This is a genomic window from Massilia sp. BGA-UO-ETr-WB1 (genome assembly GCF_059567845.1).
In genome coordinates this window covers 984,000-1,007,917 of sequence record NZ_JCAQOT010000026.1, presented here as the reverse complement: position 1 = coordinate 1,007,917, position 23,918 = coordinate 984,000, and the positions used below count along the sequence as shown (strand labels likewise).

21 protein-coding genes and 1 pseudogene are annotated in these 23,918 nt (G+C 60.7%); 13 read left to right on the top strand and 9 right to left on the bottom strand.

The features are described 5' to 3' along the window. Window positions 1-374, top strand: a 374-nt coding sequence (locus tag AC56DV_RS26940; RefSeq protein WP_496317270.1) for a transposase, incomplete at its 5' end; no start/stop codon positions are given. A 600-nt stretch (window positions 375-974) separates the two neighbouring features. Here the strand turns inward: AC56DV_RS26940 and AC56DV_RS26935 are convergent. The 8 genes and pseudogenes from AC56DV_RS26935 to AC56DV_RS26900 all read right to left on the bottom strand — a co-directional run bounded on the left by AC56DV_RS26935 (window position 975) and on the right by AC56DV_RS26900 (window position 9,423). Continuing rightward, a complete protein-coding gene (locus AC56DV_RS26935; RefSeq protein ID WP_496317269.1) occupies window positions 975-2,486 on the bottom strand; it encodes a TniQ family protein in 1,512 nt (503 codons plus the stop codon). A 12-nt stretch (window positions 2,487-2,498) separates the two neighbouring features. Then, a complete protein-coding gene (locus tag AC56DV_RS26930; RefSeq protein WP_496317268.1) occupies window positions 2,499-3,230 on the bottom strand; it encodes a hypothetical protein in 732 nt (243 codons plus the stop codon). Between the two features lie 121 nt (window positions 3,231-3,351). After that, on the bottom strand, window positions 3,352-4,344 hold the full coding sequence (locus AC56DV_RS26925; protein WP_496317267.1) for a TniB family NTP-binding protein: 993 nt from the start codon (window positions 4,342-4,344) through the stop codon (window positions 3,352-3,354). Window position 4,345: 1 nt separating this feature from the next. Further along, window positions 4,346-6,403, bottom strand: coding sequence for a TnsB C-terminal domain-containing protein (locus tag AC56DV_RS26920; protein ID WP_496317266.1), 2,058 nt, complete (start codon window positions 6,401-6,403; stop codon window positions 4,346-4,348). 4 nt (window positions 6,404-6,407) lie between these two features. Beyond that, window positions 6,408-7,154 (bottom strand): hypothetical protein, encoded by a 747-nt coding sequence (locus AC56DV_RS26915; RefSeq protein ID WP_496317265.1) that lies wholly within the window; start codon window positions 7,152-7,154, stop codon window positions 6,408-6,410. Between the two features lie 172 nt (window positions 7,155-7,326). Next, window positions 7,327-7,713, bottom strand: coding sequence for a helix-turn-helix domain-containing protein (locus AC56DV_RS26910; protein WP_496317264.1), 387 nt, complete (start codon window positions 7,711-7,713; stop codon window positions 7,327-7,329). Between the two features lie 214 nt (window positions 7,714-7,927). Next, window positions 7,928-9,071, bottom strand: a pseudogene (locus AC56DV_RS26905) (YifB family Mg chelatase-like AAA ATPase); the annotation flags it as partial. Between the two features lie 106 nt (window positions 9,072-9,177). Next, window positions 9,178-9,423 carry an accessory factor UbiK family protein gene (locus tag AC56DV_RS26900; RefSeq protein WP_132136015.1) on the bottom strand — a complete coding sequence of 82 codons (246 nt, stop codon included), beginning with the start codon at window positions 9,421-9,423 and terminating at the stop codon, window positions 9,178-9,180. A gap of 241 nt (window positions 9,424-9,664) precedes the next feature. On the opposite strand from AC56DV_RS26900, the gene AC56DV_RS26895 reads away from it, so the two are divergent. From AC56DV_RS26895 to AC56DV_RS26840, 12 genes are all read left to right on the top strand, one after another. After that, entirely contained in the window at window positions 9,665-10,423 is a 759-nt protein-coding gene (locus AC56DV_RS26895; RefSeq protein WP_496317263.1) for a TorF family putative porin, read from the top strand. 12 nt (window positions 10,424-10,435) lie between these two features. After that, window positions 10,436-10,774, top strand: coding sequence for a P-II family nitrogen regulator (locus AC56DV_RS26890; protein WP_056398174.1), 339 nt, complete (start codon window positions 10,436-10,438; stop codon window positions 10,772-10,774). Window positions 10,775-10,805: 31 nt separating this feature from the next. Beyond that, window positions 10,806-12,365: an ammonium transporter gene (locus tag AC56DV_RS26885; protein WP_496317262.1), complete on the top strand. Its 1,560-nt coding sequence runs from the start codon at window positions 10,806-10,808 to the stop codon at window positions 12,363-12,365. A 161-nt stretch (window positions 12,366-12,526) separates the two neighbouring features. Continuing rightward, window positions 12,527-13,828, top strand: coding sequence for a glutamate--cysteine ligase (gshA, locus tag AC56DV_RS26880; RefSeq protein ID WP_496317261.1), 1,302 nt, complete (start codon window positions 12,527-12,529; stop codon window positions 13,826-13,828). Between the two features lie 72 nt (window positions 13,829-13,900). Further along, window positions 13,901-14,854 (top strand): glutathione synthase, encoded by a 954-nt coding sequence (gshB, locus tag AC56DV_RS26875; RefSeq protein ID WP_496317260.1) that lies wholly within the window; start codon window positions 13,901-13,903, stop codon window positions 14,852-14,854. 10 nt (window positions 14,855-14,864) lie between these two features. Further along, window positions 14,865-15,266, top strand: a complete 402-nt coding sequence (locus AC56DV_RS26870) for a PTS sugar transporter subunit IIA (RefSeq protein ID WP_496317259.1) — start codon at window positions 14,865-14,867, stop codon at window positions 15,264-15,266. A 25-nt stretch (window positions 15,267-15,291) separates the two neighbouring features. Beyond that, on the top strand, window positions 15,292-15,561 hold the full coding sequence (locus tag AC56DV_RS26865; protein ID WP_057154347.1) for an HPr family phosphocarrier protein: 270 nt from the start codon (window positions 15,292-15,294) through the stop codon (window positions 15,559-15,561). A 45-nt stretch (window positions 15,562-15,606) separates the two neighbouring features. Continuing rightward, the gene (ptsP, locus tag AC56DV_RS26860) at window positions 15,607-17,352 is read left to right on the top strand and encodes a phosphoenolpyruvate--protein phosphotransferase (RefSeq protein WP_496317258.1); all 1,746 of its coding nucleotides are present in this window, start codon (window positions 15,607-15,609) and stop codon (window positions 17,350-17,352) included. 126 nt (window positions 17,353-17,478) lie between these two features. After that, a complete protein-coding gene (gene metX, locus AC56DV_RS26855; protein WP_496317293.1) occupies window positions 17,479-18,576 on the top strand; it encodes a homoserine O-succinyltransferase MetX in 1,098 nt (365 codons plus the stop codon). Next, complete coding sequence (gene metW / locus AC56DV_RS26850; protein ID WP_496317257.1) at window positions 18,573-19,184, top strand: methionine biosynthesis protein MetW; 612 nt, start codon at window positions 18,573-18,575, stop codon at window positions 19,182-19,184. Before metX ends, metW begins: the two co-directional genes overlap by 4 nt. Before the next feature lie 52 nt (window positions 19,185-19,236). Next, entirely contained in the window at window positions 19,237-20,124 is an 888-nt protein-coding gene (locus AC56DV_RS26845) for a M48 family metallopeptidase (RefSeq protein ID WP_496317256.1), read from the top strand. A gap of 1 nt (window position 20,125) precedes the next feature. Beyond that, entirely contained in the window at window positions 20,126-21,052 is a 927-nt protein-coding gene (locus AC56DV_RS26840; RefSeq protein ID WP_496317255.1) for a pseudouridine synthase, read from the top strand. 22 nt (window positions 21,053-21,074) lie between these two features. Here the strand turns inward: AC56DV_RS26840 and AC56DV_RS26835 are convergent, their stop codons facing one another. Next, entirely contained in the window at window positions 21,075-23,876 is a 2,802-nt protein-coding gene (locus AC56DV_RS26835) for an Ig-like domain-containing protein (RefSeq protein ID WP_496317254.1), read from the bottom strand. Between the last annotated feature and the right edge of the window lie 42 nt (window positions 23,877-23,918).

Here is a 23,918-nt window from a genome sequence, read left to right as displayed (position 1 = left end):
CGCACGCGCTGCTGCACGGCGACGAGATTGCCGCGCTTGGCGACGCGGGCTACCAAGGCGTTGAAAAGCGCGAAGAGAATCAGGGCAAGTCGGTGACTTGGTTTGTCGCCATGAAGCGCGCCGCGCGCAAGGCACTTCCGAACAACAAGCTGGGGCGTCAGCGCGAAAAGCTGGAAGTGCTCAAGGCCAGCGTGCGGGCGAAAGTCGAGCATCCGTTTCATGTGTTGAAGAACCTCTTCCGTCATCGCAAGACGCGCTATCGGGGCTTGGCGAAGAACACCGCTCAGCTGTTCTCGCTGTTCGCCTTCGCCAACTTGGTACTCGCTGGCCGACGCTTCAAATTACCCAACGCCAGAACTCCGTCTTTAGCGTAGTAATGGGCAGGCACTGGGGCGAATTCGCCACTTTTTATACCCTTCTGTGAGTTTTCGAGCCCAGCATTGGAACGCTGAACACATCCAGGGCCGGCGAAAAGCTCAATTGATCAGCGTCTCCCTAGGTCAGAGGTAGGCGAATCATCCTCGAATTCACAATATGGCCGATCCTCGAGGCAGAGATTGGGCCCATGTTTCGATACCTTCAGCGACCATATGCTATTACCGATGCGAATCCTATAGATCGTTTGCATCAATCCTGGACAAGTCAGTATTTGGGCCGCATCGATAGCGGAGGTGACGGCCTCGGACTTTACAAGACTTTGGAGCCTGTGAAGGTTTTCGAAATTGTTTTGACGTACCAAGCTCTCCAACGCCCTCATGTAGCTTACTTGGGTAGTATTAGCGAGGGCCATCGCTTGTTTCTTGAGGCGAGCAAGCAACTCAGAGTGGGGACTGTTTTCCACGTGACTTCTCCAAAACGTGCGCTTCCCGGCGTCCACCTTAACGAGAGCTACGTTGGAAAAGGTAAGTGAGAGAATTCACTGTGTGTTTGCCGTAGGTGGACTGGCGGGCCCATACAAGCCGACCAAAATAATATCACAGTTCTTTAATTACTCGCTCGCTGCACAAAGAAGCAAAAACGTCGGCACTTCGCCAGAGATCCTCTGAAAAGTCTATTTGCATGAACGATGAGATTCTTTGCCGAACGCTGTGGCCACGCATGGGTTTGCCCCATCGAGACAACAAAAAAGGCGACCCGATTTGATGTTCCATACCGGCAGATGACCTGATGATTTCCTCATGAATCCCAGCCGCAAGAGCGCGTGCTTCCTCGATTACGGCAACCTCGCTGCTTGTAGCTAAAATGGTTTTGATATCGGCGTGAGTCGCCTCACATAGGCGTTCAACTCTCTGACCAGATAGCATTGAAAGCAGGAAGATAAAGCAGTCGCGCTGCAATGCAGATCGATGTGATCGACGATTCGTGGCATGTCTACAGGCCTGTTCGATGATGAAGAGAAGCCTTCGAGCTTCTTCAGCGGTAGCTTGCCTACGTTGGCCGATCACGCTGTTTAAAAGTGAGCTTTCTGAGATGTTGAGTGCTCGTCGAATTGCAGACTTTGTTATCGTGCGTCCTTCGGCAGCGATCTTGTCAATGGCCTTATTGATGGACTCATGCGATACCTTATTGCGATCTCGTTTTACAAGACGGCATCGTATCACCTCCTGCACGCAGTCCGGGGCCAAGTGCAAAGTGCCGCTGAAAGCACCTAAAGAAATCTGGCAGGCTGCAGCCGCGGAGAGGAAGTTCGCCGGCCAGTCGTGGAGCAACCAAGCGCTGGCAGTGATGATCGCCTGACGTTGGCCCAGTGGAAGATGCTCTATCGTGCAGGAAGTGACAATCTCGCCATGATCTACATGAGTTCTTTCAAAGATGTATTGCTGAAGACGTCGCGAGCGAGAGCGTAGAAGCAGCTGTGCAAAGTACCAGACACTATCAAGTGATTTTCCTTCGACCTCTATGCTTGAACTGGTGTCTCCTCTTTCTGGTGTAACGCTAAGCGTTGAATGGAAGCCTTGGGCAAGCGACGAACGGCATATGCGACAAGTTGTAAGCGGCAACCACGCGGTCGGTGCATTGACTTGGATAGATGCAGGCCAAATTGGCGAGCCGCATGTTGGACATTTTTCTTGCAGCACACATCGATGTCGCTCGCAGTGCGTGGTAAACCCAAAACGCCAGTTAAGGCGGAAGTATGGAATTGCGTCTTCCAGTAGGCAGAGTGGGCAATACATTGAACGGCCACTACTTCCGACCTGTGATGGATTGAGACGCAGCACCCAGCGCAGCTTTGTGGTCTCCTGAAATGTAATTCCTAACGAGCGCAGCTTGTGATCTAGAGTGAGCGATCTAAGCTCGTCCTCAGCGATACAGAATTCGTTACACAGCCAATGAACCTCTTGATCGTCGCGTAGTCGATCCGGCTCCATGTACCGGGCCGCCCCAGGTGCAGGCGGGTAGCGCCAAAAGCCGTTCATTTCACCCGCACGTTGACGCCATGACGACAACGATTCACCTGGAAGTGGTGGCGGGCGAAGTAGGAACATGATCAGATTTCGCTATACTGAATTGCAAAGTACTCGTTGAATAATCGTATTGACCGGCGTCGGAATGCGCGTCCAAGCGATTAACTCGTCTAGATGTTTGGGATGCTTATTCCGAAACTCATCGGCGATCTGTTCAATTAAGTAGTCTGGCATGTACGCCGTCTGCGCCAACCATGAATGGTGCCGAATCCCCAAGTACGGATACTTGTACCTTGTGCGATCTTTCTCAGGGGCGTGGTCCCATAACAGCAGCCTTGTAATTGCTAAATCGCTGTGGCTCTTTACGCGGCAAAAGCCGAGCTCTTGGCTTGGCGAAAAGCGGCGCCGGAACTCCTTTGCCCATTCCGTCGCTGGCTTAGGTTCGCTTTCACGAAAGTCGCGCCGGCATCTGCCGCATCTCACGCGATGCATTCTTGTGTATAAAATTGGCGCTTCACATCCTTCACATACATCAAGAAGAGCGGTGTCATGAATTGGGCAAATGAGCGACAGCGAATAGTTGAAGTAATGCGGAACAACTATGCCATTCTTCATGCAGACTAAGCAGATCCTTCCTGGCATGCCGAGGCCGAAAGCTTTGAGGTAGGCAACCGACCCCATTCTTCGGCGTCTTAACTCCAGCTTCCCCTCCAAGAACAGTTGGAGTTCATCTTCACTAAGAGCCATAAGGGCCGCAAAGGAAACATTGCAATTTCGAAGAAGATTACGCAGATTGACGAAAGCATTCATCTCGGCTATCTGCATAAGATGATCTTGGCGGCATTGGTAACTTGTTCGCGCAGGGCGTACCAGCAGCCTTGCTGCGTTTGCTCGTTGTCCAACGGGTTCGAGACGAAGCTTACTTCGGACATCAGTCGGAATCACGTCAGTCCTTCCGCTCAGGGTTGTCCCACGTGTCGCACCAGTCGTGATAAGGCTCTCCTTCTTGATCAAGTGGTCGAAACGGCCCGTTGGCCAAGAAGGGGTTTAGCGAGCGTCTGACCGAGTCTCCCATCATCATCTGAAATCCTTTAGCCAGGTCCTCTTGGTTCCATTGGTCCCGTCCTGCGGCCACAGCTATGCCAACGACCCGGCTGAATAAAGAGAACACGTAGTCGAATATCCCGTTGGTTGCGAAGTGAATTCGCTTGGCAATGTCTGATGTCACCTCGGTGGCGCAAGCAAGCGGAAGCTCGGCGTCGAGCCTCTTCAGAAACTCCTGAAAATCAAGAGATGATTTTGGTGTACTGATTTTGAAGTAGTCCATCCTTACCTGCCGAGCAGCTCTCCGTCTCAACTGGGGATTACGTTGAATGATCTCCAAAGCGGAAGGCGCACCCAAGAGCACAACCAGAATCTTGGAGCTATCGATAAGGTCCCTGATCCAGTCTCCAATTTCTTTAATACCTCCAGCCTTACGTCTTGCCGTAATATCGTGCGCGTTATCGATCAGGACGACTCTAGTGCCGATATGGCCAAGCAAGGTCGAAATTCGACTTTCCAAGGACTCATCCTTTTGTCCAAAACCTACCACCGGTTGAATCGACCGTAGTAGTTCCAAAGCGATGCTTCGTTTCGTCATTACCGATGGTAGACTGAAACTCACAACCGGAACTTTTGATTTCCATCCTTCGTGGTCATCCGGCCAAAGCCGCTTCAAGTATCGTGACAAGTGGCTTTTTCCGGAACCAGATGGCGCTAACAGCAACAATCCGGATCCTTTGTTTAATTGTTCGCAGATGCGTACCTGGTCTTTGATTTCCAGCAACGCACGTATGAAGGTAGGATGGTGTACATGCATCTCTTCGGTCATATACTGCAGACGCTCTTCAAGCGGAGCACCATGCCAACGAGACTTAAGCTTTTCAATTTTTTCCATTTTAAAAGTCCTCCGGAATATCCCAATGTTCATCGATCACTTCCAATACAGCCTCGTCGATTTGACTAACCTGATACTCAACATCACTGATCGACTCAACCGTGATCGTGTCAGTTGTAAGGACTGCTGAGAGCTCGTTGTCGCCGAAGGATGCTTTATTTGCCAAGGAACGCTCACGGCGTTTGGCGGATGATCGAGTCTGTCTGATCAGTTGCTGCAGCTCGGCCCGAGCTTTCAACAGGTCGGGCAAAGATGGGTTTTTGATCATGCGATCTCGAGTCATCTTCCTGATGAGCCGATGCTGATATATCGTGATCCGCTCGGTGTACTCTCGCTGGACGCTAGGCACCATGAAATAACGTTTTTCAAAAGGATCGCGAACGAAGATGCGGTCCAAGGTTTCTTCAGAGGGATATTTGAAAAATATTTTCGCGGAGCTTCCCAGCCGGCGCCTCAAATGGATCAACTGATCACTCTGGTAGATGAGCCCAAGAAATCGCACGCCTTCCGGCCTCAGTTGGACCTCGTGAGATAGAGAAAAATAGGCATCAAACTGATCGAGGTTTATCGGAAGGCGGCTTCGGGTATGCCGCATACTGGCATCCCATGCCTGTGTCGGCGTAAGTCCGTTCTCGCGCGGCTTGTTCGCGTGGGTGTTGTATGCCCATTGCATAACGATGGCTTTGAAGGCATTGACGCCCATCGCCGCGGAAGCCAAGCCTTCGCTAAGTTGAGATTTATCTTCTTTTGCCCCACCAAAGCCAGGCAGGTCACTAAGCAGGTATTCCACAAGCTCGCCATTGAAATTCTCCACGACAGATTTCTCTGTCGGCGTGCGGGGCTTTGCCCAAGCACACATGCTGCTACATGCCTCGAGGATTGCAGTCTCCAAAGCAGCTGCGTGAAAGTAGAGTGCGTTGTCGAAGATCGCGATTCCTGGACTACCAAAAGCGTCGGAGACGCTGAGCTGAAGACCCTGTTGACGCATTGCCGGACCTTTGGGCAACATGGCAGATCGGAACGCACCTAGTGCAGAGGCTGTACTACGATGACGGTGGCTGATCGAAAGTCCTAACGGGCGCGTACTAAGTTGGTCCACCGCTGCGGTGATGAAAGCCCGGCCCATTGGTAGATCAGTGAACTCATCGATCAAAAAGGTGCGAGTATCCTTGTCATCGAATTCCACAACCTCTAGGGGGCGCTGTGCTTTGTCTCGTGGATAGTGAGAGCGAAACTGTTTCTTGGCATTCGCTAGCCCTTTATTGCGCAAGCAGATTTCGTAAGCCGAAAATTCGCTTTTGATCATGCGATTGACCGTTGCCCAACTAGGTTGAACGAGGCTGACTTGGTCTGCTGGAAGCGCCTTCTGAAGTTCCGCTCTAACATCGAACAAAACATCGAACGTACGAATTTTTCTTTTCGTATCCGCGGCGATGTCCTGAAACACTTTTCGCGTCGCTTCGGTCACGGCCGGCTCCAACCGTTTTCCGACACCACTTCCACCGCGGTCAGCGAAATTCGGTACAAGTGCGCGATAGTCTCCCTGCAACTTGTCATACTTGAGGGACCACTCATACACGGTACGCAACGACAAATCGATCAGCTCCTTGTTCTCGGATCGCATCCGGGCCTTGCAACGCGCGAAGTCCAGTTCCAGCAGCGGCGTCGACCTTAAGCATCGATAGCCAAGCTGACGTAATTCAGTGATGTATTTGAACAGGCTATATGCGTGCCGCTTGGCAGCTTCGCTTAGATCTGCGCCAAAGATTGCAAAAGAAGTGCGTTCATAAGGGAGTAGTGAGATATCCGCAACTTGTTCTGTCGTGGAGACTGGTACCAGACGTCGCGCGGTGTATTCGTCATAAACTGATGCAGCAGTAGTGAAGCGCTCTTCCATCGTTTCGAGATTGCGCAGGATGATTTGTGCACCTACGACTCGTACAACTTCAAATTTGGTCAGACCATGTTGTAGCTTCTGTCCGGATTCCAACGTAAACATCGTCGGCGTGGGTTCGCGCAGAGGCAGGCCTACGCCTGCTATAGATTTATAGTTGGTCATGGCATCAAACTCGCGGTAGCTGTTCCCACCAGCCGTGGCCGTCGGTAGTTGACCCAAACGCGATCGCCGGAAGATCGATAAGAGGGTGCGATGAGACGGGAGAGTCTGGACCAAATGCCTGATTAGGTGCGAAAAACGCCTCTCCTCGCCAGGCAGCAGCATAGATACAGCCTAGGTCGAAGCCGGCGTCCACGAGCGATGAGAATTTCTTTGCACCGCTAGCCACGACATACGACTTGAGCTCTGATGATTCTTCTGTAGGCACGCACTGTGCAGTGCGGCGCATCTCAATCAAATTATGCCGTAGATGAAGCGAGAGCGGATAGCGATCAGTCCAGCACAAATACTTAATGCCGTATTCCTCGAAACGAGCCTTGTTCCGATCCAAGTTAGCTTGAACGATCGCCGTGATGTAGCGGGAATGCTTTACCTCGATAACGTATATTGTGTTGTCTGCACCTACAGCAAGATAGTCAGGCACGATCTCACAACCAAATTCATCTTCGCTGGTTCTGAATGGCTGTTCTTTGAAATGAGTAATCTGACCGAGCGAGGCAAGGTACTCAAGCAGAATGAGTGCGACGGCCTCGTTGCGCCCTTGGGCGCCCACGAAGCGATTAACGTGGTTTGACCAGAGCTCATGGTATTGCGTTGATTTAGTGCGGCCCTTGAGTTTGCGGACTGGTGGGGCAGAGAGGACGTGGTTGAGCCATTCCCTGGATCCCATGAGGACCGGTATTTCGTTTGACATGATCTCTCCCAATGCTGCTATGGTGCAGCATGAAGTAAATAGGGGATTGACCTTCCAGGCGCAGGTAAGTATCTTTGAGTTTGTGAACTGTTAGGGATACTTAATTCTTGACCTGGAGGGGGCGGATCTACAAGTTGTGGGTTCGTCGCTTTTCGACGATCATTTGTTTCATCTACATAAGATTATTCCTCCTTAATAGAGCCATGATCTCGTTTTGTTCCTTTTTAGGAACATCAATTGCTAAGCCATTCCACAGCACATAGAGCCCTCTGGGCCCGCGCTGAACTTGCTCTGGGTCTCCTGCTGACGCATTCATCCGTTCAATAGCAGCGACTCCCCATAGCAGGCGAAGGTCATCTGGAGACAACGCCATCGACTCAGCAATTCGTCGAACTTTTCCCAGTGGTGGCGGTGGGCGTTTCGAGTTCTCGAGCTGAGAGTAATAGCCGCGCGTTATTCCTGCTGCGTCGGCTACTTGCGCTTGAGTCAGGCCGGCTCTATTTCTCAGTCTGTGTAGCTCCGAGCCAAACGACAATTCATCTTTGAGTGTGGCGCTCATAGGTTTCCGCCGAACCAGACTTCGTCTAGAAGATAGCATGCTAGGGGCGCGGTTTGCAAGATTAAATTCCTTTAAAATCAATGTGTTACGTTGTATGTGCATAAAACGTAACTCGGTGGAAGGAGATGACTCGTGAGGGGATGAGGACGGGCCAAAATCGTCAAAGTTTCGCGCAAACTCTGATGAAATTTCCGTACAACTAAGGTGATGTGCACTGGTAACGCAGGATGACGTCGGGCGGACAGCGGCATTTGCCGCTGGCGTGGCCGTGGTAACCGCAAGGGCAGCCGTTCATGGCGGCCAGCAGCTGGAAGCGGGCCGGAAAATCCGCGCGGTGCGCGGCCCGGGAAATGGTGACCTTGCCGGACTCCATCGGCTCGCGCAGCACTTCCAGCACGCGCCGGTCGAACTCCGGCAGCTCGTCCAGGAACAGCACGCCCTGGTGCGCCATGGAGATTTCGCCCGGATGGGGCACGCTGCCGCCGCCCACCAATGCGACGCCGGAAGAAGTGTGGTGAGGCGAGCGGAACGGCCGCGCCTTCCAGGCGGCGGCATTGAACTGCCCGCTGAGCGACTGCACGGCCGCCGCTTCCAGCGCTTCCTCGTCCGTCATGGCGGGCAGCAGGCCGGGGAAGCGGGCCGCCAGCATGCTCTTGCCGGTGCCGGGCGGCCCCACCAGCAGTACGCTATGGCAGCCGGCGGCCGCCACTTCGAGCGCGCGTTTGACGGATGCCTGTCCTTTGACGTCCGAGAAATCCGGGTAATCGGGTGCCAGGCCGGGCGCCGCCGGCTGATGGCGCTGCAGCGTGTCCGCTGCGGCGCCATCGCCCCGGCAGGCGAAGTGGGCGCACACCTGCGTCAGCGTGGTGGCGGGGTAGATCAGCGCGTCGCGCACCAGCGCGGCTTCGTCGGCATTGGCCAGCGGCAGGATGAAGGCGCGCCTGGTCTTGCCGGCCTTGAGGGCGGCGCGATGCATGGCGTAAGTCATGGCCAGCGCGCCGCGGATCGGCCGCAGTTCGCCGGACAGCGACAGCTCGCCGGCGAATTCATAGTCGCGCAAGGGGGAGGTGGGGATCTGGCCGGAGGCGGCCAGGATGCCGAGTGCGATCGGCAGGTCATCGGCCGGATTCCTTGGGCAGGTCGGCCGGGGCCAGGTTGACGGTGATGCGCTGGGCCGGCATCTCGTAGCCGGCATTCTGGATCGCCGCGCGCACCCGGTCGCGCGCTTCCTTCACTTCGGTTTCCGGCAGGCCCACCATGGCGAAGGCGGGCAGGCCATTGGCCAGGTGCACTTCAACGCTGACTTCGGGCGCTTCCATGCCGGCCAGCGCGCGGCTTCTCAGAACGGCAAGGCTCATGGCGTCCCCTCTGCGGCAAAGCGCGATTGTCCATCTTAGCGCGCGGGCCGCAGGGTGTTTTGACGCCGCTCAAGCCGGCAGTGCTGACGCCAGCCTGCAGAGAGTCCTATTTTGGTGCAGCGGCTTTCGCTTCCAGTTCCGCCAAGCGCGCCTCCAGGGCCTCGAGCTTGGCGCGCGTCTTGGCCAGCACCTGCGCCTGAATGTCGAATTCCTCGCGGGTGACCAGGTCCAGCTTGGCGAAACCCTGGGTCATCATCGATTTCACGTTTTTCTCGATGTCTTTGGCTGGCGAATTCTCGATCGCCTGGTTGATCTTGCCTTGCAAGTCGTTGAAGAAGTTGTTCATGTCCATGGTATTTCCTAGGTTTTTGGCAAGCTCGCACCATTGCGGTGCAATGCCTGCATATTAAGCATTAATATGGTGCGGTATCGCTGCCGCGCCACGCTGCCAAGCTGGCAATTGCCACTAACTATCTTACAAGTTTGCACGAAGTCAGCTGGCACGCATTCTGCTAAAGAGGTATTGAACGCTTAGGCTTAGCCTGGATTTTAAACCGCAACCGCTACAAAAGTTCAAACTAAAGGATATCGCCATGAAATACATGACCAAGCACCTGACTCTTGCAGCTGCAATCACATTCGCGATGGCTAGCCTGGGAGCCGGTGCGGCCCGCGCGGAAGACGCGCCAGCGGCGAAACCGGATAATGAAGTGTCCTTCAACGCGGCGCTGACCACCGACTACCGTTATCGCGGCATTTCGCAGACCCGCCTCAAGCCGGCAGTGCAGGGCGGCGCCGACTGGGTGCACAATCCGAGCGGTTTCTACGCCGGCACCTGGCTGTCGAGCATCAAGTGGATTGAAGACGCGGGCGGCGACGCCAAGGTGGAGTGGGACGTGTACGGCGGCAAGCGCGGGGATCTGGGCAGCGGCTTCAGCTACGACGTGGGCGGCCTGTACTACTTCTACCCGTCCAACGACCTGAACCCGAGCGCCAACACCTTCGAACTGTACGGCGCGGTCAGCTACGGCCCGGCCACGCTGAAATACTCGCACTCGACCACCAACCTGTTCGGCTTTGCCGACAGCAAGAACAGCGGCTACTTCGACGCGTCGGTGAACCAGGAAATCCAGGACGGCTACATTCTGAACTTGCACATCGGCCGTCAGAACGTGAAGAACAATAGCGCTGCCAGCTACACCGACTGGAAGGTGGGCGTGACCAAGGACTACGGCGTGGCTACCGTGTCGCTGGCGGCAGTCAAAGCCAGCACCTCGGCCTACACCTCGCCGCGCAACGGCAAGGACCTGGCCAAGTTGGGCGCCGTGCTGACCGTTTCCAAAATTTTCTAAGCGAGGTTCCCGATGAAACTGATTACCGCCATTATCAAGCCCTTCAAGCTGGATGAGGTCCGCGAGGCCTTATCGGCAATCAATGTGCAAGGCATCACCGTGACCGAGGTGAAGGGCTTCGGCCGCCAGAAGGGCCATACCGAGCTGTACCGTGGCGCCGAGTACGTGGTCGACTTCCTGCCCAAGACCAAGATCGAAGCGGCGGTGGACGATGCCGTGGTCGAGCAGGCCATCGAAGCGATCGAGGGCGCTGCCCGCACCGGCAAGATCGGCGACGGCAAGATTTTTGTCTACAACCTGGAACAGGTTGTCCGTATCCGTACCGGCGAAACCGGCAACGACGCTCTCTAAGCGCTCTCTAAGTCTAAGGGGAACTTTCAAAATGAAGAAAACTATAACAAAACTGCTGGCCGGGGCCGCTGTCCTGTTTGCCTTTAGCGCGGCCCTGCCGGGCTACGCGCAAGACGCCAAGCCTGCCGAAGCGCCGGCCGCCAGCGCGCCGGCCGCCGCCACTGCAGCCCCTGCAGCCGAAGCCGCCGCCCCGGCGGCTGCCCCGGCCGCCGCTGCCGCAGCAGCGCCGGCCGCGCCTGCCGAAGCGCCTGCCGCGCCTGCGCCGGTGGCGAACAAGGGCGACACCGCCTGGATGTTCGTTGCCACGCTGCTGGTGATCCTGATGACCATTCCCGGCCTGGCCCTGTTCTACGGCGGCCTGGTGCGTTCGAAAAACATGCTGTCCGTGCTGCTGCAGGTGTTCATGGTGTTTGCCCTGGTCATCGTGCTGTGGTGCCTCTACGGCTACTCGCTGGCGTTCACCGAAGGCGGTTCCTTCTACGGCAAGTTCGATCGCCTGTTCCTGAACGGCATCTGGGACCCGGTCAAGGGCGCCTTCAGCGTCGCCGCCACCTTCAGCAAGGGCGTGGTGATTCCCGAGTTCATCTTCGTGGCCTTCCAGGGCACCTTCGCGGCCATCACCTGCGGCCTGATCGTCGGCGCCTTCGCCGAACGCGTCAAGTTCAGCGCCGTGCTGGCCTTCATCGTGCTGTGGTTCACCTTCGCCTACGTGCCGGTGGCCCACATGGTCTGGTTCTGGACCGGTCCGGACGCCATCAAGGACGCCGCCACCGCCGCCGTTGAAGGCGCGAAAGCCGGCTTCATCTTCCAGAAAGGCGCGCTGGACTTCGCCGGCGGCACCGTGGTGCACATCAACGCCGCCGTGGCCGGCCTGGTTGGCGCCATCATGATCGGCAAGCGCGTCGGCTACGGCCGCGAATCCATGGCGCCGCACTCGCTGACCATGACCATGATCGGCGCTTCGCTGCTGTGGGTGGGCTGGTTCGGTTTCAACGCCGGTTCGGCCCTGGAAGCGGGCGACATCGCCGCGCTGGCCTTCGTCAACACCCTGCTGGCAACCGCCTGCGCCACCGTGTCGTGGGTCTTCGGCGAGTGGATCGCCAAGGGCAAGCCTTCCATGCTGGGCGCAGCGTCCGGCGCGGTGGCCGGCCTGGTGGCCATCACCCCGGCAGCCGGCTTCGTCGGCCCGATGGGCGCACTGGTGATCGGCCTGCTGGCCGGCATCGTCTGCCTGTGGGGCGTGAACGGCCTGAAACGCCTGATCGGCGCCGACGACTCGCTGGACGTGTTCGGCGTGCACGGCGTGGGCGGCATCCTGGGCGCGGTCCTGACCGGCGTGTTCGCTGCGCCGTCGCTGGGCGGCCAGGGCATCTTCGACTACGTGGCCAACAAAGCCTCGGCCGACTACTCGATCAGCGGCCAGGTGATCACCCAGCTGACCGCGGTCGGCATCACCATCGCCTGGTCGGCCATCGTGTCCGTGATCGCCTACAAGCTGGTCGACATCGCCATCGGCCTGCGCGTGCCGGAAGAGGAAGAGCGCGAAGGCCTGGACATCACCAGCCACGGCGAATCGGCGTATCACGCTTAAACTGCAGCCGATTCTTCGTAAAAAAGCAGCAAAAGGCGCCCTTCGGGGCGCCTTTTTGCGTTTTTATCGGATCATTGGCCTTTAAATTGGCGGTTTTGCCCCGATTTGGTGATCTCGCACGGTAAGATTAGACAGTTTCCCCAGTTGTTAAGGATGTAGCCATGGTTCCCCACCTCGTCACGGCCCTGACCGGACCGCTGCTCGACCTCGAAGAAAAAATCCTGGCCGCCACGCCGGCCATTGAGCGCTGGTTCCGCCTCGAGTGGCAGGAGCATACGCCGCCGTTCTATTGCTCGGTGGACCTGCGCAACGCCGGCTACAAGCTGGCCCCGGTCGACACCAACCTGTTCCCGGGCGGCTTCAACCACCTGGCCAGCGAAATGCTGCCGCTGTCGGTGCAGGCCGCCATGGCCGCGATCGACAAGTACTGTCCGGACGCGCGCAACCTGCTGCTGATTCCGGAAGTGCACGACCGCCACCCGACCTACCTGGAAAACGTGGCGCGCCTGATGCAGATCTTCCGCCAGACCGGCTTGCACGTGCGCCTGGGCTCGCTGTCCCCGGAGATCACCCAGCCGACCCCGTTGGCGCTGCCTGACGGCAACATGCTGGTGATCGAGCCGCTGGTGCGCTCGGCCAACGGGCGCCGCCTGGGGCTGAAGGATTTCGACCCCTGCACCATCCTGGTGAACAACGACCTGTCGGCCGGCATCCCGGACATCCTGCAGAACATCCATGAGCAGAGCCTGCTGCCGCCGCTGCACGCCGGCTGGGCGCTGCGCCGCAAGAGCAACCATTTCACCGCCTACGACGAGGTGGTCAAGAAGTTCGGCAAGCTGATCGGCGTCGACCCGTGGATGCTCAATCCCTTCCACGCCAAGTGCGGCGAGGTGGACTTCCACAGCGGCGAGGGGCTGGACTGCCTGGCCACCAACGTGGACGCGGTGCTGGCCAAGATCCGCAAGAAGTACAAGGAATACGGCATCAAGGACCAGAAGCCGTTCGTCATCATCAAGCCGGACGCGGGCACCTACGGCAAGGGCATCATCTCGATCCGCGACGCGGCCGAGCTGAAGGACCTGTCGGCGGCGCAGCGCGACAAGATGTCCGTCATCAAGGACGGGCGCGTTGTGTCGGACCTGAACATCCAGGAGGGCGTGCCGACCTTCGAGAGCATCAAGGACGCGGTGGCCGAGCCGGTGGTCTACATGATAGACCGCTATGTGGTGGGCGGTTATTACCGCGTGCACGCCGAGCGCGGCGTGGACCAGAACCTGAACGCACCCGGCTCGCAGTATGTGCCGCTGGCGTTCGCGCAGCAGCACGCGGTGCCGGACCTGAGGGCCAAGCCGGGCACGGCGGCGCCGAACCGCTTCTACGTGTACGGCGTGGTGGCGCGCCTGGCGCTGCTGGCCGCGTCGCTGGAGATGGAGCGCACCGATCCGAATCCGGAAGTGTACTAAGGCGCCGTGCCGTGGCCGGTGCGTCCGGCCAAACTCGGCTAAAATCAGGCATTACCTCGACTGGACGCGCCTATGAAAATTGCATTCCTCGCCGATCCGCTGGCAGGCTTCAAAACCTACAAGGATTCGACTTACGCCATGATGGTGGAGGCGGCGCGCCGCGGCCACGCGGTGTATGCCTTTGAACAAAAGGATCTGGCGCTGACCGAAGGCAAGGTCACGGCCCTGGTGTCGCACATCACCATCACCGGCGACGAGCACGACTGGTTCCGCGCCTCGCCGCAGGAGGAAACCGGCCTGGACGCCTTCGACGCCGTGATCCAGCGCAAGGACCCGCCGTTCGACATGGAATACGTGTACGGCACTTATTTGCTGCAGCTGGCAGAGAAGCAGGGCGCGCGCGTGTTCAACCGCCCGTCCGCCATCCGCGACCACAACGAAAAGCTGTCCATCGCCCAGTTCTCGCAATTCACCGCGCCCACCCTGGTCGCCTCCAGCGAAGCGCGCCTGCGCGCCTTCCACAACGAGCACCAGGACATCATCCTGAAACCGCTGGACGGCATGGGCGGCACCGGCGTGTTCCGCATCAAGGCCGACGGCCTGAACCTGGGCGCCATCATCGAAACGCTGACCGACAACGGCAAGCGCACCATCATGGCCCAGCGCTACATTCCCGAGATCGTCAAGGGCGACAAGCGCATCCTGGTAATCGACGGCAAGCCGGTGCCGTACTCGCTGGCGCGCATCCCGCAGGCCGGCGAAGTGCGCGGCAACCTGGCCGCCGGCGGCACCGGCGTGGCCCAGCCATTGACGGCGCGCGACCTGGAAATCGCCGAAACCCTCGGCCCGGTACTGGCGGCGCGTGGACTGTTGCTGGTAGGATTAGACGTCATAGGCGATAACCTGACCGAAGTGAACGTCACCAGCCCGACCTGCTTCCAGGAGATCACCCAGCAGACCGGTTTCCAGGTGGCGGCCATGTTTATCGACGCGGTCGAGGCCCACAGCCAGGCGGCACAGGTATAAGAAGGCGATTATGGTAGGCATACTGCTGATGACACACGCGCCGCTGGGCCAGGCCTTCATCGCCGCGTGCAACCACGTGTTTCGCGGCGTGACGGAACGGCTGGAAGCGATCGACGTGGTGGCGGACCAGGACCTGGAGGAGGTGCAGCAGCTGGCGGCTGCCGCCATCAAGCGCCTGGACGAGGGCGACGGCGTGCTGGTGATTACGGATGTGAAAGGCGGCACGCCCGCCAATTGCTGCAACAAGCTGGCCGACGCGGGCCGGGTCGAGGTGATCGCGGGCATCAGCTTGCCGATGCTGCTGCGCGCCATCACCTACCGCCGCGATACGCTGGACGTGGTAGTGGAAATGGCCCTGGCCGGCGCCCAGAGCGGCGCGGTCAGGGTGGACAACCGGATCAGGGTGGTTTAGCCCTATTTTGAGACGACTATAAAAAATGATTCAACAAGAACTCGAAATTATCAACAAGCTCGGTCTGCATGCGCGCGCTTCCGCCAAATTCACCCAACTGGCAGCAAAGTACAAGAGCGATGTCTGGCTCACCCGCAACGCCCGCCGCATCAACGCCAAGTCCATCATGGGCGTGATGATGCTGGCCGCCGGCAAAGGCGCCAAAGTCACGCTGGAGGCCGACGGCGCCGACGAGGGCGATTGCATCGCCGCCCTGTCCGCGCTGGTCAACGACAAGTTCGGCGAAGGCGAGTAAATGCCGGATGACCGCAGCCATCTCCGCTCTCTGACAGGTCCGCCCATGGCATCGTTCACCCTCCACGGTATTCCTGTTTCACGCGGCATCGCCATTGGCCGCGCGCACATGCTGGCGCCTGCGGCGCTGGACGTCAAGCATTACCTGGTGCCGGAAGAGCATCTGGAGGCCGAGGTGCTGCGCCTGCAGCAGGCGCTGGCCGCCGTGCACCGCGAGCTGCAAACGCTGTGGAACGAACTGCCCAAGGACGCGCCCACCGAACTGGGCGCCTTCATCGACGTGCACGCGCTGATCCTGTCCGATCCGCTGATCTCCGAAGCGCCGCTGGATATCATCCGCACCCGCCACTACAACGCCGAATGGGCGCTGCTGACCCAGATCGACGAGCTGTCGGCGCAGTTCGACGAGATCGAAGACCCCTACCTGCGCGAGCGCAAGGCCGACATCCAGCAAGTGGCCGAGCGCGTGCTGAAGGTGCTGATGGGCAGCGAGCCGCTGCAGGTCCCGGCCGCGGCCGGCGACGACGACTTCCAGGCCCAGATGATCGTGGTGGCGCACGACATCTCGCCGGCCGACATGCTCAAGTTCCGCGACCGTTCCTTCATCGGTTTCGTCACCGACGTGGGCGGCCAGAACTCGCACACCGCCATCGTGGCGCGCAGCCTGGACATCCCGGCGGCGGTCGGCATGTCGCAGGCCTCCATGCTGATCGAGCAGGACGACTGGATCATCATCGACGGCGACGCCGGCGTGGTGATCGCCAATCCGAGCGCGCTGGTGCTGGAGCAGTACCGCGAACGCCAGATGACGCAGGCGCGCGCGCGCAAAAAGCTCAACAAGCTGAAAAAGACGGCGGCCGTCACCAAGGACGGCACCGCCATCACGCTGCTGGCCAATATCGAACTGCCCGAGGACACGGCGGCCGCCATGGAGGCGGGCGCCAACGGCGTGGGCCTGTTCCGCTCCGAGTTCCTGTTCATGGGGCGCGACGCGCGCATCCCGTCCGAGGACGAGCAGTTCGAGCAATACAAGAAAGCCGTGACGGCCATGAAGGGCCGCCCGGTCACCATCCGCACGCTGGACATCGGCGCCGACAAGCCGCTCGACCAGACCGAGCACACCGCGCTCAATCCGGCGCTGGGGCTGCGCGCCATCCGCTACTGCCTGGCCGAGCCGCAGATTTTCCTCAGCCAACTGCGCGCCATCCTGCGCGCCTCCGCCTTCGGCAAGGTGCGCATCCTGATTCCGATGCTGGCGCACGCCTTCGAGATCGACCAGTCGCTGGCCATGATCGAGCAGGCCAAGGGCCAGCTGCGCGAGGCCGGCCAGAAGTTCGACGTCAATGTCGAAGTCGGCGCCATGATCGAAATCCCGGCCGCCGCGCTGGCGCTGCCCATGTTCGTCAAGCGCATGGACTTCCTGTCCATCGGCACCAATGACCTGATCCAATACACACTAGCGATCGACCGGGTTGATTATGAGGTGGCGCACCTTTACAATCCCCTGCATCCCGCAGTGCTGCAGCTGATCGCCATGACCATTTCGGCCGGCCACAAGGCCGGCATCGACGTGGCCGTGTGCGGCGAAATGGCGGGCGACGTCAAGCTCACCCGCCTGCTGCTGGGCATGGGGCTGCGCGAGTTCTCCATGCACCCGGCGCAGCTGCTGTCGGTCAAGCAGGAGATCCTCAACAGCGACCTCGGTCTGATCGTGCCGCAAACCCGCAAGGTGCTGCGCGCGATGGAGCCGGGCGCCATCGCCGACGCCGTGGCCGCACTGCAGGCGATGTAAAAAAGATAAAAAAGCAAGCCTGCGGAACCCATCCTCGCGGTTCCGCATTGATTATTGGCCCGTGGGGCCGCGCAGTATTTATTCTGACCACCCATGCCTTCCATAGGAATCGTCTCGCCGAAAACCATGCATTTCGCGGAGCCGCTGCAGCTGCAAAGCGGCGCACAGCTGCGCGACTATATGCTCATGTATGAAACCTACGGCACCCTGAACGCGGACAAATCGAACGCGGTCCTGGTGTGCCACGCACTGAACGCCTCCCACCACGTGGCCGGCGTGTATGCCGACCAGCCCAAGAACGTGGGCTGGTGGGACAATATGGTGGGGCCGGGCAAGCCGCTCGACACCGACCGCTTCTTCGTCATCGGCGTGAACAACCTGGGCTCCTGCTTCGGTTCCACCGGCCCGATGCACAACAACCCGGCCACCGGCAAGCCTTACGGCGCCGCCTTCCCCGTGGTGACGGTGGAAGACTGGGTGGCCGCGCAGGCGCGCCTGGCCGACCAGCTGGGCATCGTCCAGTTCGCCGCCGTCATGGGCGGCTCGCTGGGCGGCATGCAGGCGCTGGCCTGGTCCATCATGCACCCGGAGCGGCTGCGCCACTGCGTGGTGATCGCCTCCACGCCCAAGCTGTCGGCGCAGAACATCGCCTTCAACGACGTGGCCCGCACCGCCATCCTGACCGACCCGGACTACCACGGCGGCGACTTCTACGAGCACGGCGTGGTGCCGAAGAACGGCCTGAAAGTGGCGCGCATGATAGGCCACATCACCTATCTGTCGGACGACGACATGGCCGAGAAATTCGGCCGCAAGCTGCGCGGCGTGGAGGACTACAAGTTCGGCTTCGGCATCGATTTCGAGATCGAGTCCTACCTGCGCTACCAGGGTGACAAGTTCTCCGAATACTTCGACGCCAACACCTATCTGCTGATTACCAAGGCGCTGGACTATTTCGACCCGGCGCGCCGCCACGGCGGCGACCTGGCCAAGACCCTGGCGGCCACCCGCGCCAAGTTCTTCCTGGCTTCCTTCACCACCGACTGGCGTTTTTCGCCGGAACGCAGCCGTGAAATCGTGCAGGCCCTGATCAGCAACCGGCGCGAAGTGACCTACGCCGAGATCGACGCGCCGCACGGCCACGACGCCTTCCTGCTGGAGGACGAGCGCTACATGAACATGGTGCGCGCCTATTACGAACGGGTTTGGAAGGAACAGGCATGACTTTTAACGATTTGAGCAGCGCGCGCCCGGACCTGGCCTTTATTGCGCACTGGGTGGCGCAGGGCTCGCACGTGCTGGACGTGGGCTGCGGCGACGGCGTGATGATGGACTACCTGCAAAGCGACAAGCGCTGCAGCGGCTACGGCATCGAGATCGCCGACGACAAGGTATTGGAGAGCACCAAACGCGGCGTGCAGGTGGTGCAGCACGACATGGAAAACGGCCTCGGCCTGTTCGGCGACAATTCCTTCGACACCGTGCTGTGCCTGTCCTCGCTGCAGATGATGAAGCACGTCGAGCCGCTGCTGCGCGACATCGTGCGCGTGGGGAAGGAGGCCATCGTGTCCTTCCCCAATTTCGCCTACTGGCCGCACCGCGTGGCGCTGCTGAAGGGCCGCATGCCGGTGTCCGAATCGCTGCCCTACGAGTGGTACGACACGCCCAACGTGCGCTGCGCCACCATCAGCGACTTCCGCGAGCTGGCGGACGAGGTGGGCCTGCAGGTGATGGAGTGCGTGGCGCTGGCCGAAGGCAAGATCGTCACGGTGCTGCCGAATCTGCGCGGCGAGCTGGCGGTGTTTCGCCTGCGCAAGAAGATGTCGCACTAGGGGCGCTTTATTGTATGCTATCGCCGATCAGTCTTTGGAATAGCACAACATCATGAAACCCCTGAATCTGAAAGCCATCACGCTGGCGCTGGCGGTCTGCAGCGCCGGCCTGCCTGCGATGGCGGCCGCCCCGGCCGCCCAGGACGGCATCCCCGTCACCAGCATGTCCAAGCTGCGCGGCCTGGCCAGCGCGGAGGAGTTCGACGCGCAGTCCAGGCAGCAGTATCTGCAGCTGATGAGCGAGGCCCAGAAGAAGGGCGCGCTGGTGCCGGACAGCGATCCGCAAGTGGTGCGCCTGCGCGCCATCGCGCGCCGCATCGTGCCGTTCGCCACGCGCTGGAATCCGGACGCGGCCAACTGGAAATGGCAGGTCAACCTGCTGGACGCGCCCACCGTCAACGCCTTTTGCATGCCGGGCGGCCGTATCGCCTTCTACAGCGGCATCCTCACCAAGCTGAACCTGACCGACGATGAAGTGGCCATGGTGATGGGCCACGAAATCGCCCACGCGCTGCGCGAACATGCGCGCGCGCAGGCCGGCAAGACGGCTGCCACCTCGGTATTTTCGCGCCTGGTGGGCGCGGGCGCTGCGGCCTACTTCGGCGTCGATCCGCGCCTGGGCGAAGTGGGCAGCGAACTGGCCACCAAGGGACTGGCGCTCAAGTATTCGCGCGACGACGAGCGCGAGGCGGACCTGGTCGGCATGGATCTGGCGGCCCGCGCCGGCTACGATCCGCGCGCCGGCGAAGTGCTGTGGCAAAAGATGGGCAAGCAGAGTTCCGGCGCGCCGCCGGTGTTCATGTCCACCCACCCGGCGGGCAAGGAGCGCATCCAGCGCATGAACGAGTCGCTGCCGCTGGTGATGCCGGTGTACGCGCGCGCCAAGGGCGTGCAGCAGGCGGCGCTGCCGCCATACCGCACCACGCCCGCGCCGAACTGACATGCCGTCGCGCGACCAGGGGCAGCGCCAGGCGGCGCTGCCGTTGCCGATACGGGACGGGGTGGCGCCCAGCTATCTGTGGCTGCCGGAAGGCAGCTGGACCAATATGCTGGACTTCCTTGTCGAACGCTATCCCGCCGTCAGCGCGGACGCGTGGCGCGACCGCATGGCGCGCGGCGACGTGGTGGACGGCGAAGGCCGCCCGCTGCAGCCGGCCAGCCGCTACCGGCGCGGCATGCGCATCTTCTATTACCGCGAGCTGGAGCAGGCCGAAACGCCGATTCCGTTCCAGGAAGAGATCCTGTTCCAGGACGAGCACCTGCTGGTGGTGGACAAGCCGCACTTCCTGCCGATGACGCCGGGCGGCCGCTTCCTGCAGGAGACGCTGCTGGTGCGCCTGAAGAAGCGCACCGGCCTGCAGGACCTCACGCCGATCCACCGCCTGGACCGCGAAACGGCCGGCGTGGTGGTGTTTTCGTCCAATATCGCCAGCCGCGGCGCGTTCCAGTCGCTGTTCCAGAAGCGCGAAGTGCAGAAGGAGTACGAGGCGCTGGCGCCGCGCCTGCACGGGCGCGAATTCCCCTTCACCTACCGCAGCCGCATGGTCGATGGCGACAAGTTTTTCGTCATGAAGGAAGCGCAGGGCGAACCGAATTCGGAAACGGTGATCGACGTGATCGAGCACGGTTACGCGGGCGGGGACGCCACCTTGTACAGGCTGTGGCCGCACACCGGACGCAAGCACCAGCTGCGGCTGCACCTGGCCTCGCTCGGCATCCCCATCGTGAACGACGCCTTCTATCCGGTGGCGCTGCCGTGCAAGCAGGATGACGTGTCCCAGCCGCTGAAGCTGCTGGCGCGGTCGATCACCTTCCCCGACCCGGTGGACGGCGGCATCCGCCATTACGAAAGCCGCCGCAGCCTGTAGCGGCATCGCCGCCTGCGGCGGATCAGAGCAGGGCGGCGATGTCGACGCTGGGCACGCCGACCAGCAAGATCAGGTGCGCATCCTGGTTCACGTAGATATCGTGTCCGCCCAGCAGGTCGCTGATGGCGTTGAACCCCAGCGTGATCACGTTGATTATCGTGAGCTCTTGCCAGCCGGTGGCGCCTGCCAGCTCGACGCGGCTGCTTTCCGCGCCTTCCACCGTCAGCAGGTCGAAGCCCGGAATGATGGAGGCGGGCAGGTCCAGCGCGCCCAGTCCCGACAGGTTGCCCAGGCTGAGGGTGACGTTGCTGCCCAGCGAAATGGACTCGAAATTCTTGACGGCGCCGGTGAGGTTGGTCAGATTCAGCGACGTCGACAGCACCAGCGTGTCGGTGCCTGCGCCGCCGTCGAGCATTTTGACGTCCGTGCCGTTCAAGGTGACGGTATCGTTGCCGTCGCCCGCGAACAGCACTGTCTCCGCACTGGCCCTGAGGCTATCGTCGCCGCTGCTGCCGAACAGGACCGGGCTCTTGCCGGCGCCGTACGGATTGTCCGCGATATTGCCGGCGCGGTCGATCACGCGCAGGTCGACGGTGCGGTGGTCCTGGTCCAGCGTCACGCCGCTGGCGCTCCAGCGGTTGCTGTCGGCCGCAGCCCGGCTCCAGTCGCTGCCGTTGACCGAATACTCGATGAACTCGCCTTCCAGCAGCGTGCCGTTGTAGCTGCCGCTGATGGCGGTGGCATTGTGGTTGAAGTTGTCGATGCCGGCGATAGCCGCAGTCGGCGCGCTGCGGTCCAGCGTCAGGTCGAAGTCGAGCGCGCCTGCGCCGCTTTCCTGGCCGGCGGTGTTGTATTGCTTGACCAGGATTTTGCCGGCCAGATAGGTGCCGTCGTTCGGGATAGTGAAGGTGACGGTGCCGCCGTCGGCAAGCTGTTCGGCCGAATAGCTCTCGCCGCCGTCGACCGAATACTTCCAGTGGCTGGCGGTGATGCCGCTCACCGTGATGACGGCGTTGTTGGTGACGCCGTCCCCGGCGGTGCCGGTGTCGGTGAGGGACAGCGTGGGCGGCAGCGGGATGACCTGGCTTTCGCCGTTGATCAGGAAGCCCAGCAGGTCGCCGCTGCCGTTGTACGCGTTATGCGCCAGGTCCCTGATCTCGCCGGTGCTGCGCACGGTGTAGCTCTTGCCGGCGGCCAGCGGATTGAGCAGGTTGATGGTCAGCACGTGCGTTTCGCTGTCATAGGACAGATAGCTGTAGTCCGGCACCTGTTCGCCCATCGGCGGCGGCGTTTCAAAGCTGATTTGGACTACTTCGGTGCCCTCGCCGTCCACGATGGCGATGCCGTCGCCGGCGGACCAGTCGATGTCTTCGCTGAAGGTGAGCGTGATGGTTTTCAGGCCGGGATCGACCGCCGGGCCGTTGTTGACCGGGGCGGTGTGGGTGATCTCCGGGCCGCTCTTGTCGACCACCAGGTCGAGCGCCGTGCCGGTGCCGCTGCCCCGGGTGCCGAGCGGGTCGCTGGCGTACGCCACCAGGTGGTGCGCGCCTTCCGCCAGGGCGTCGACATCAATCTCGATGCTGCCGCCGTAGGCGCTGAAATCATACTCGGTCAGCGTGTGGAAGCCGACCACCTTGTCGCTGGCCTCGTCATAGATCTTGATGGTGTCGCCGGCCATCAGTCCGGCCACGCCGCGGATGTCGAGGTGCACTTCCGGTGTGTCGTCCTTGGTCAGGCCGTCGTCCGATTGCTGGCCGGTATCGCTGTCCACGTCCAGCGTCAGGCTGCGCTCGGCCAGCGAACCGGGCTTGCGCGCGTAGGTGACGGTGTTCCAGTCGCCGCTGCCGTAGTTGCCGGCGCCATCCTTCACCGCGCCCGGGTTGAGCGCCACGTCGCCGCCCGGCAGGCCTTCATTGCCCATGGTGACGATGGCGGTCCAGGTCTTGCCGTCGGCCGAGGCTTCCAGGCTGCTCAGCATGCTGTTGTGCTTGCCGAACGCTTCCAGCGTCAGGCCGGTCACTTTCTCGGAGAACACCACGGTCAGCGTGGCCGATTCGCCCACGCTCAGCGCTTCCTTGTTCAGCGAAATGCTGGAGATGACGGGGCCGGCGGTGTCGTAAGTGTAAGCCTGGCTCAGCGGCTCGGTGCTGGCGCCGGCGCTGTTGCTCACGCGCGCGCGCAGCGTGCCGCTGGCGGCGATGGTGGCGTCGTAGCTCCAGTTGTTGCCGCTGACGGTGGCCGCGTGCCAGGTCTGGCCGTCGATCGATACTTCCACCTTTTCGCCGCTGCGTAGCGCGCCCTGGAAGGTGCCGCTGAAGTGCTGGGCCGCGACATTGGTCACGAACGGGCCTTCGGTGCCCCAGCTGACCATGGACAGCGTGTCCACCACCGCCGTGGGGGCCGGCACCGCAGCCGCGCTGACCGCGAAGTTCAGTTTGCTGGCGTCGGCCAGTCCCGCGTAGGCCAGGCCGGATTCGCCCAGCAGCACGCCGCTGCCCATCTGCACGCTGTAGGTGAGGCCGGCTTTCAGGTCGCTGCTCAGGTTGATGGTGACCTGGCTGCCGTTGATGGTGACCTGGCTGGCGTCGGCGATGCTGATGGTGCGGGTGTCGGTGGCGCCCACCAGGCGCGTGTGCAGCTGGCCGTCGCGGCCCATATACGTCTGCGTGGCGCCGTCGCTGATGGTGATATAGCCGCTGCCCGCGTGCACCGCGCCGCTGAAGTTCAGAACGATGTCGGCGCCGGCACCGACGGAGCCGGTATTGTCGGCGGGCGTGGCGGAAGTCAGGACTGGTGCGGAGACCGTGGGCGTGGCGATGGGCATAGGTTAGGGAAGGGCAGAGGCAGGAGCGCGACCGTATAGTAT

Excerpts from the sequence above, each read along its gene's own strand:
- AC56DV_RS26935 (WP_496317269.1), bottom strand. The coding sequence starts at position 2,486 with ATGTTCCTACTTCGCCCGCCACCACTTCCAGGTGAATCGTTGTCGTCA.
- AC56DV_RS26930 (WP_496317268.1), bottom strand. The coding sequence starts at position 3,230 with ATGCAGATAGCCGAGATGAATGCTTTCGTCAATCTGCGTAATCTTCTT.
- AC56DV_RS26925 (WP_496317267.1), bottom strand. The coding sequence starts at position 4,344 with ATGGAAAAAATTGAAAAGCTTAAGTCTCGTTGGCATGGTGCTCCGCTT.
- AC56DV_RS26920 (WP_496317266.1), bottom strand. The coding sequence starts at position 6,403 with ATGACCAACTATAAATCTATAGCAGGCGTAGGCCTGCCTCTGCGCGAA.
- AC56DV_RS26915 (WP_496317265.1), bottom strand. The coding sequence starts at position 7,154 with ATGTCAAACGAAATACCGGTCCTCATGGGATCCAGGGAATGGCTCAAC.
- AC56DV_RS26910 (WP_496317264.1), bottom strand. The coding sequence starts at position 7,713 with ATGAGCGCCACACTCAAAGATGAATTGTCGTTTGGCTCGGAGCTACAC.
- AC56DV_RS26900 (WP_132136015.1), bottom strand. The coding sequence starts at position 9,423 with ATGGACATGAACAACTTCTTCAACGACTTGCAAGGCAAGATCAACCAG.
- AC56DV_RS26895 (WP_496317263.1), top strand. The coding sequence starts at position 9,665 with ATGAAATACATGACCAAGCACCTGACTCTTGCAGCTGCAATCACATTC.
- AC56DV_RS26890 (WP_056398174.1), top strand. The coding sequence starts at position 10,436 with ATGAAACTGATTACCGCCATTATCAAGCCCTTCAAGCTGGATGAGGTC.
- AC56DV_RS26885 (WP_496317262.1), top strand. The coding sequence starts at position 10,806 with ATGAAGAAAACTATAACAAAACTGCTGGCCGGGGCCGCTGTCCTGTTT.
- gshA (WP_496317261.1), top strand. The coding sequence starts at position 12,527 with ATGGTTCCCCACCTCGTCACGGCCCTGACCGGACCGCTGCTCGACCTC.
- gshB (WP_496317260.1), top strand. The coding sequence starts at position 13,901 with ATGAAAATTGCATTCCTCGCCGATCCGCTGGCAGGCTTCAAAACCTAC.
- AC56DV_RS26870 (WP_496317259.1), top strand. The coding sequence starts at position 14,865 with ATGGTAGGCATACTGCTGATGACACACGCGCCGCTGGGCCAGGCCTTC.
- AC56DV_RS26865 (WP_057154347.1), top strand. The coding sequence starts at position 15,292 with ATGATTCAACAAGAACTCGAAATTATCAACAAGCTCGGTCTGCATGCG.
- ptsP (WP_496317258.1), top strand. The coding sequence starts at position 15,607 with ATGGCATCGTTCACCCTCCACGGTATTCCTGTTTCACGCGGCATCGCC.
- metX (WP_496317293.1), top strand. The coding sequence starts at position 17,479 with ATGCATTTCGCGGAGCCGCTGCAGCTGCAAAGCGGCGCACAGCTGCGC.
- metW (WP_496317257.1), top strand. The coding sequence starts at position 18,573 with ATGACTTTTAACGATTTGAGCAGCGCGCGCCCGGACCTGGCCTTTATT.
- AC56DV_RS26845 (WP_496317256.1), top strand. The coding sequence starts at position 19,237 with ATGAAACCCCTGAATCTGAAAGCCATCACGCTGGCGCTGGCGGTCTGC.
- AC56DV_RS26840 (WP_496317255.1), top strand. The coding sequence starts at position 20,126 with ATGCCGTCGCGCGACCAGGGGCAGCGCCAGGCGGCGCTGCCGTTGCCG.
- AC56DV_RS26835 (WP_496317254.1), bottom strand. The coding sequence starts at position 23,876 with ATGCCCATCGCCACGCCCACGGTCTCCGCACCAGTCCTGACTTCCGCC.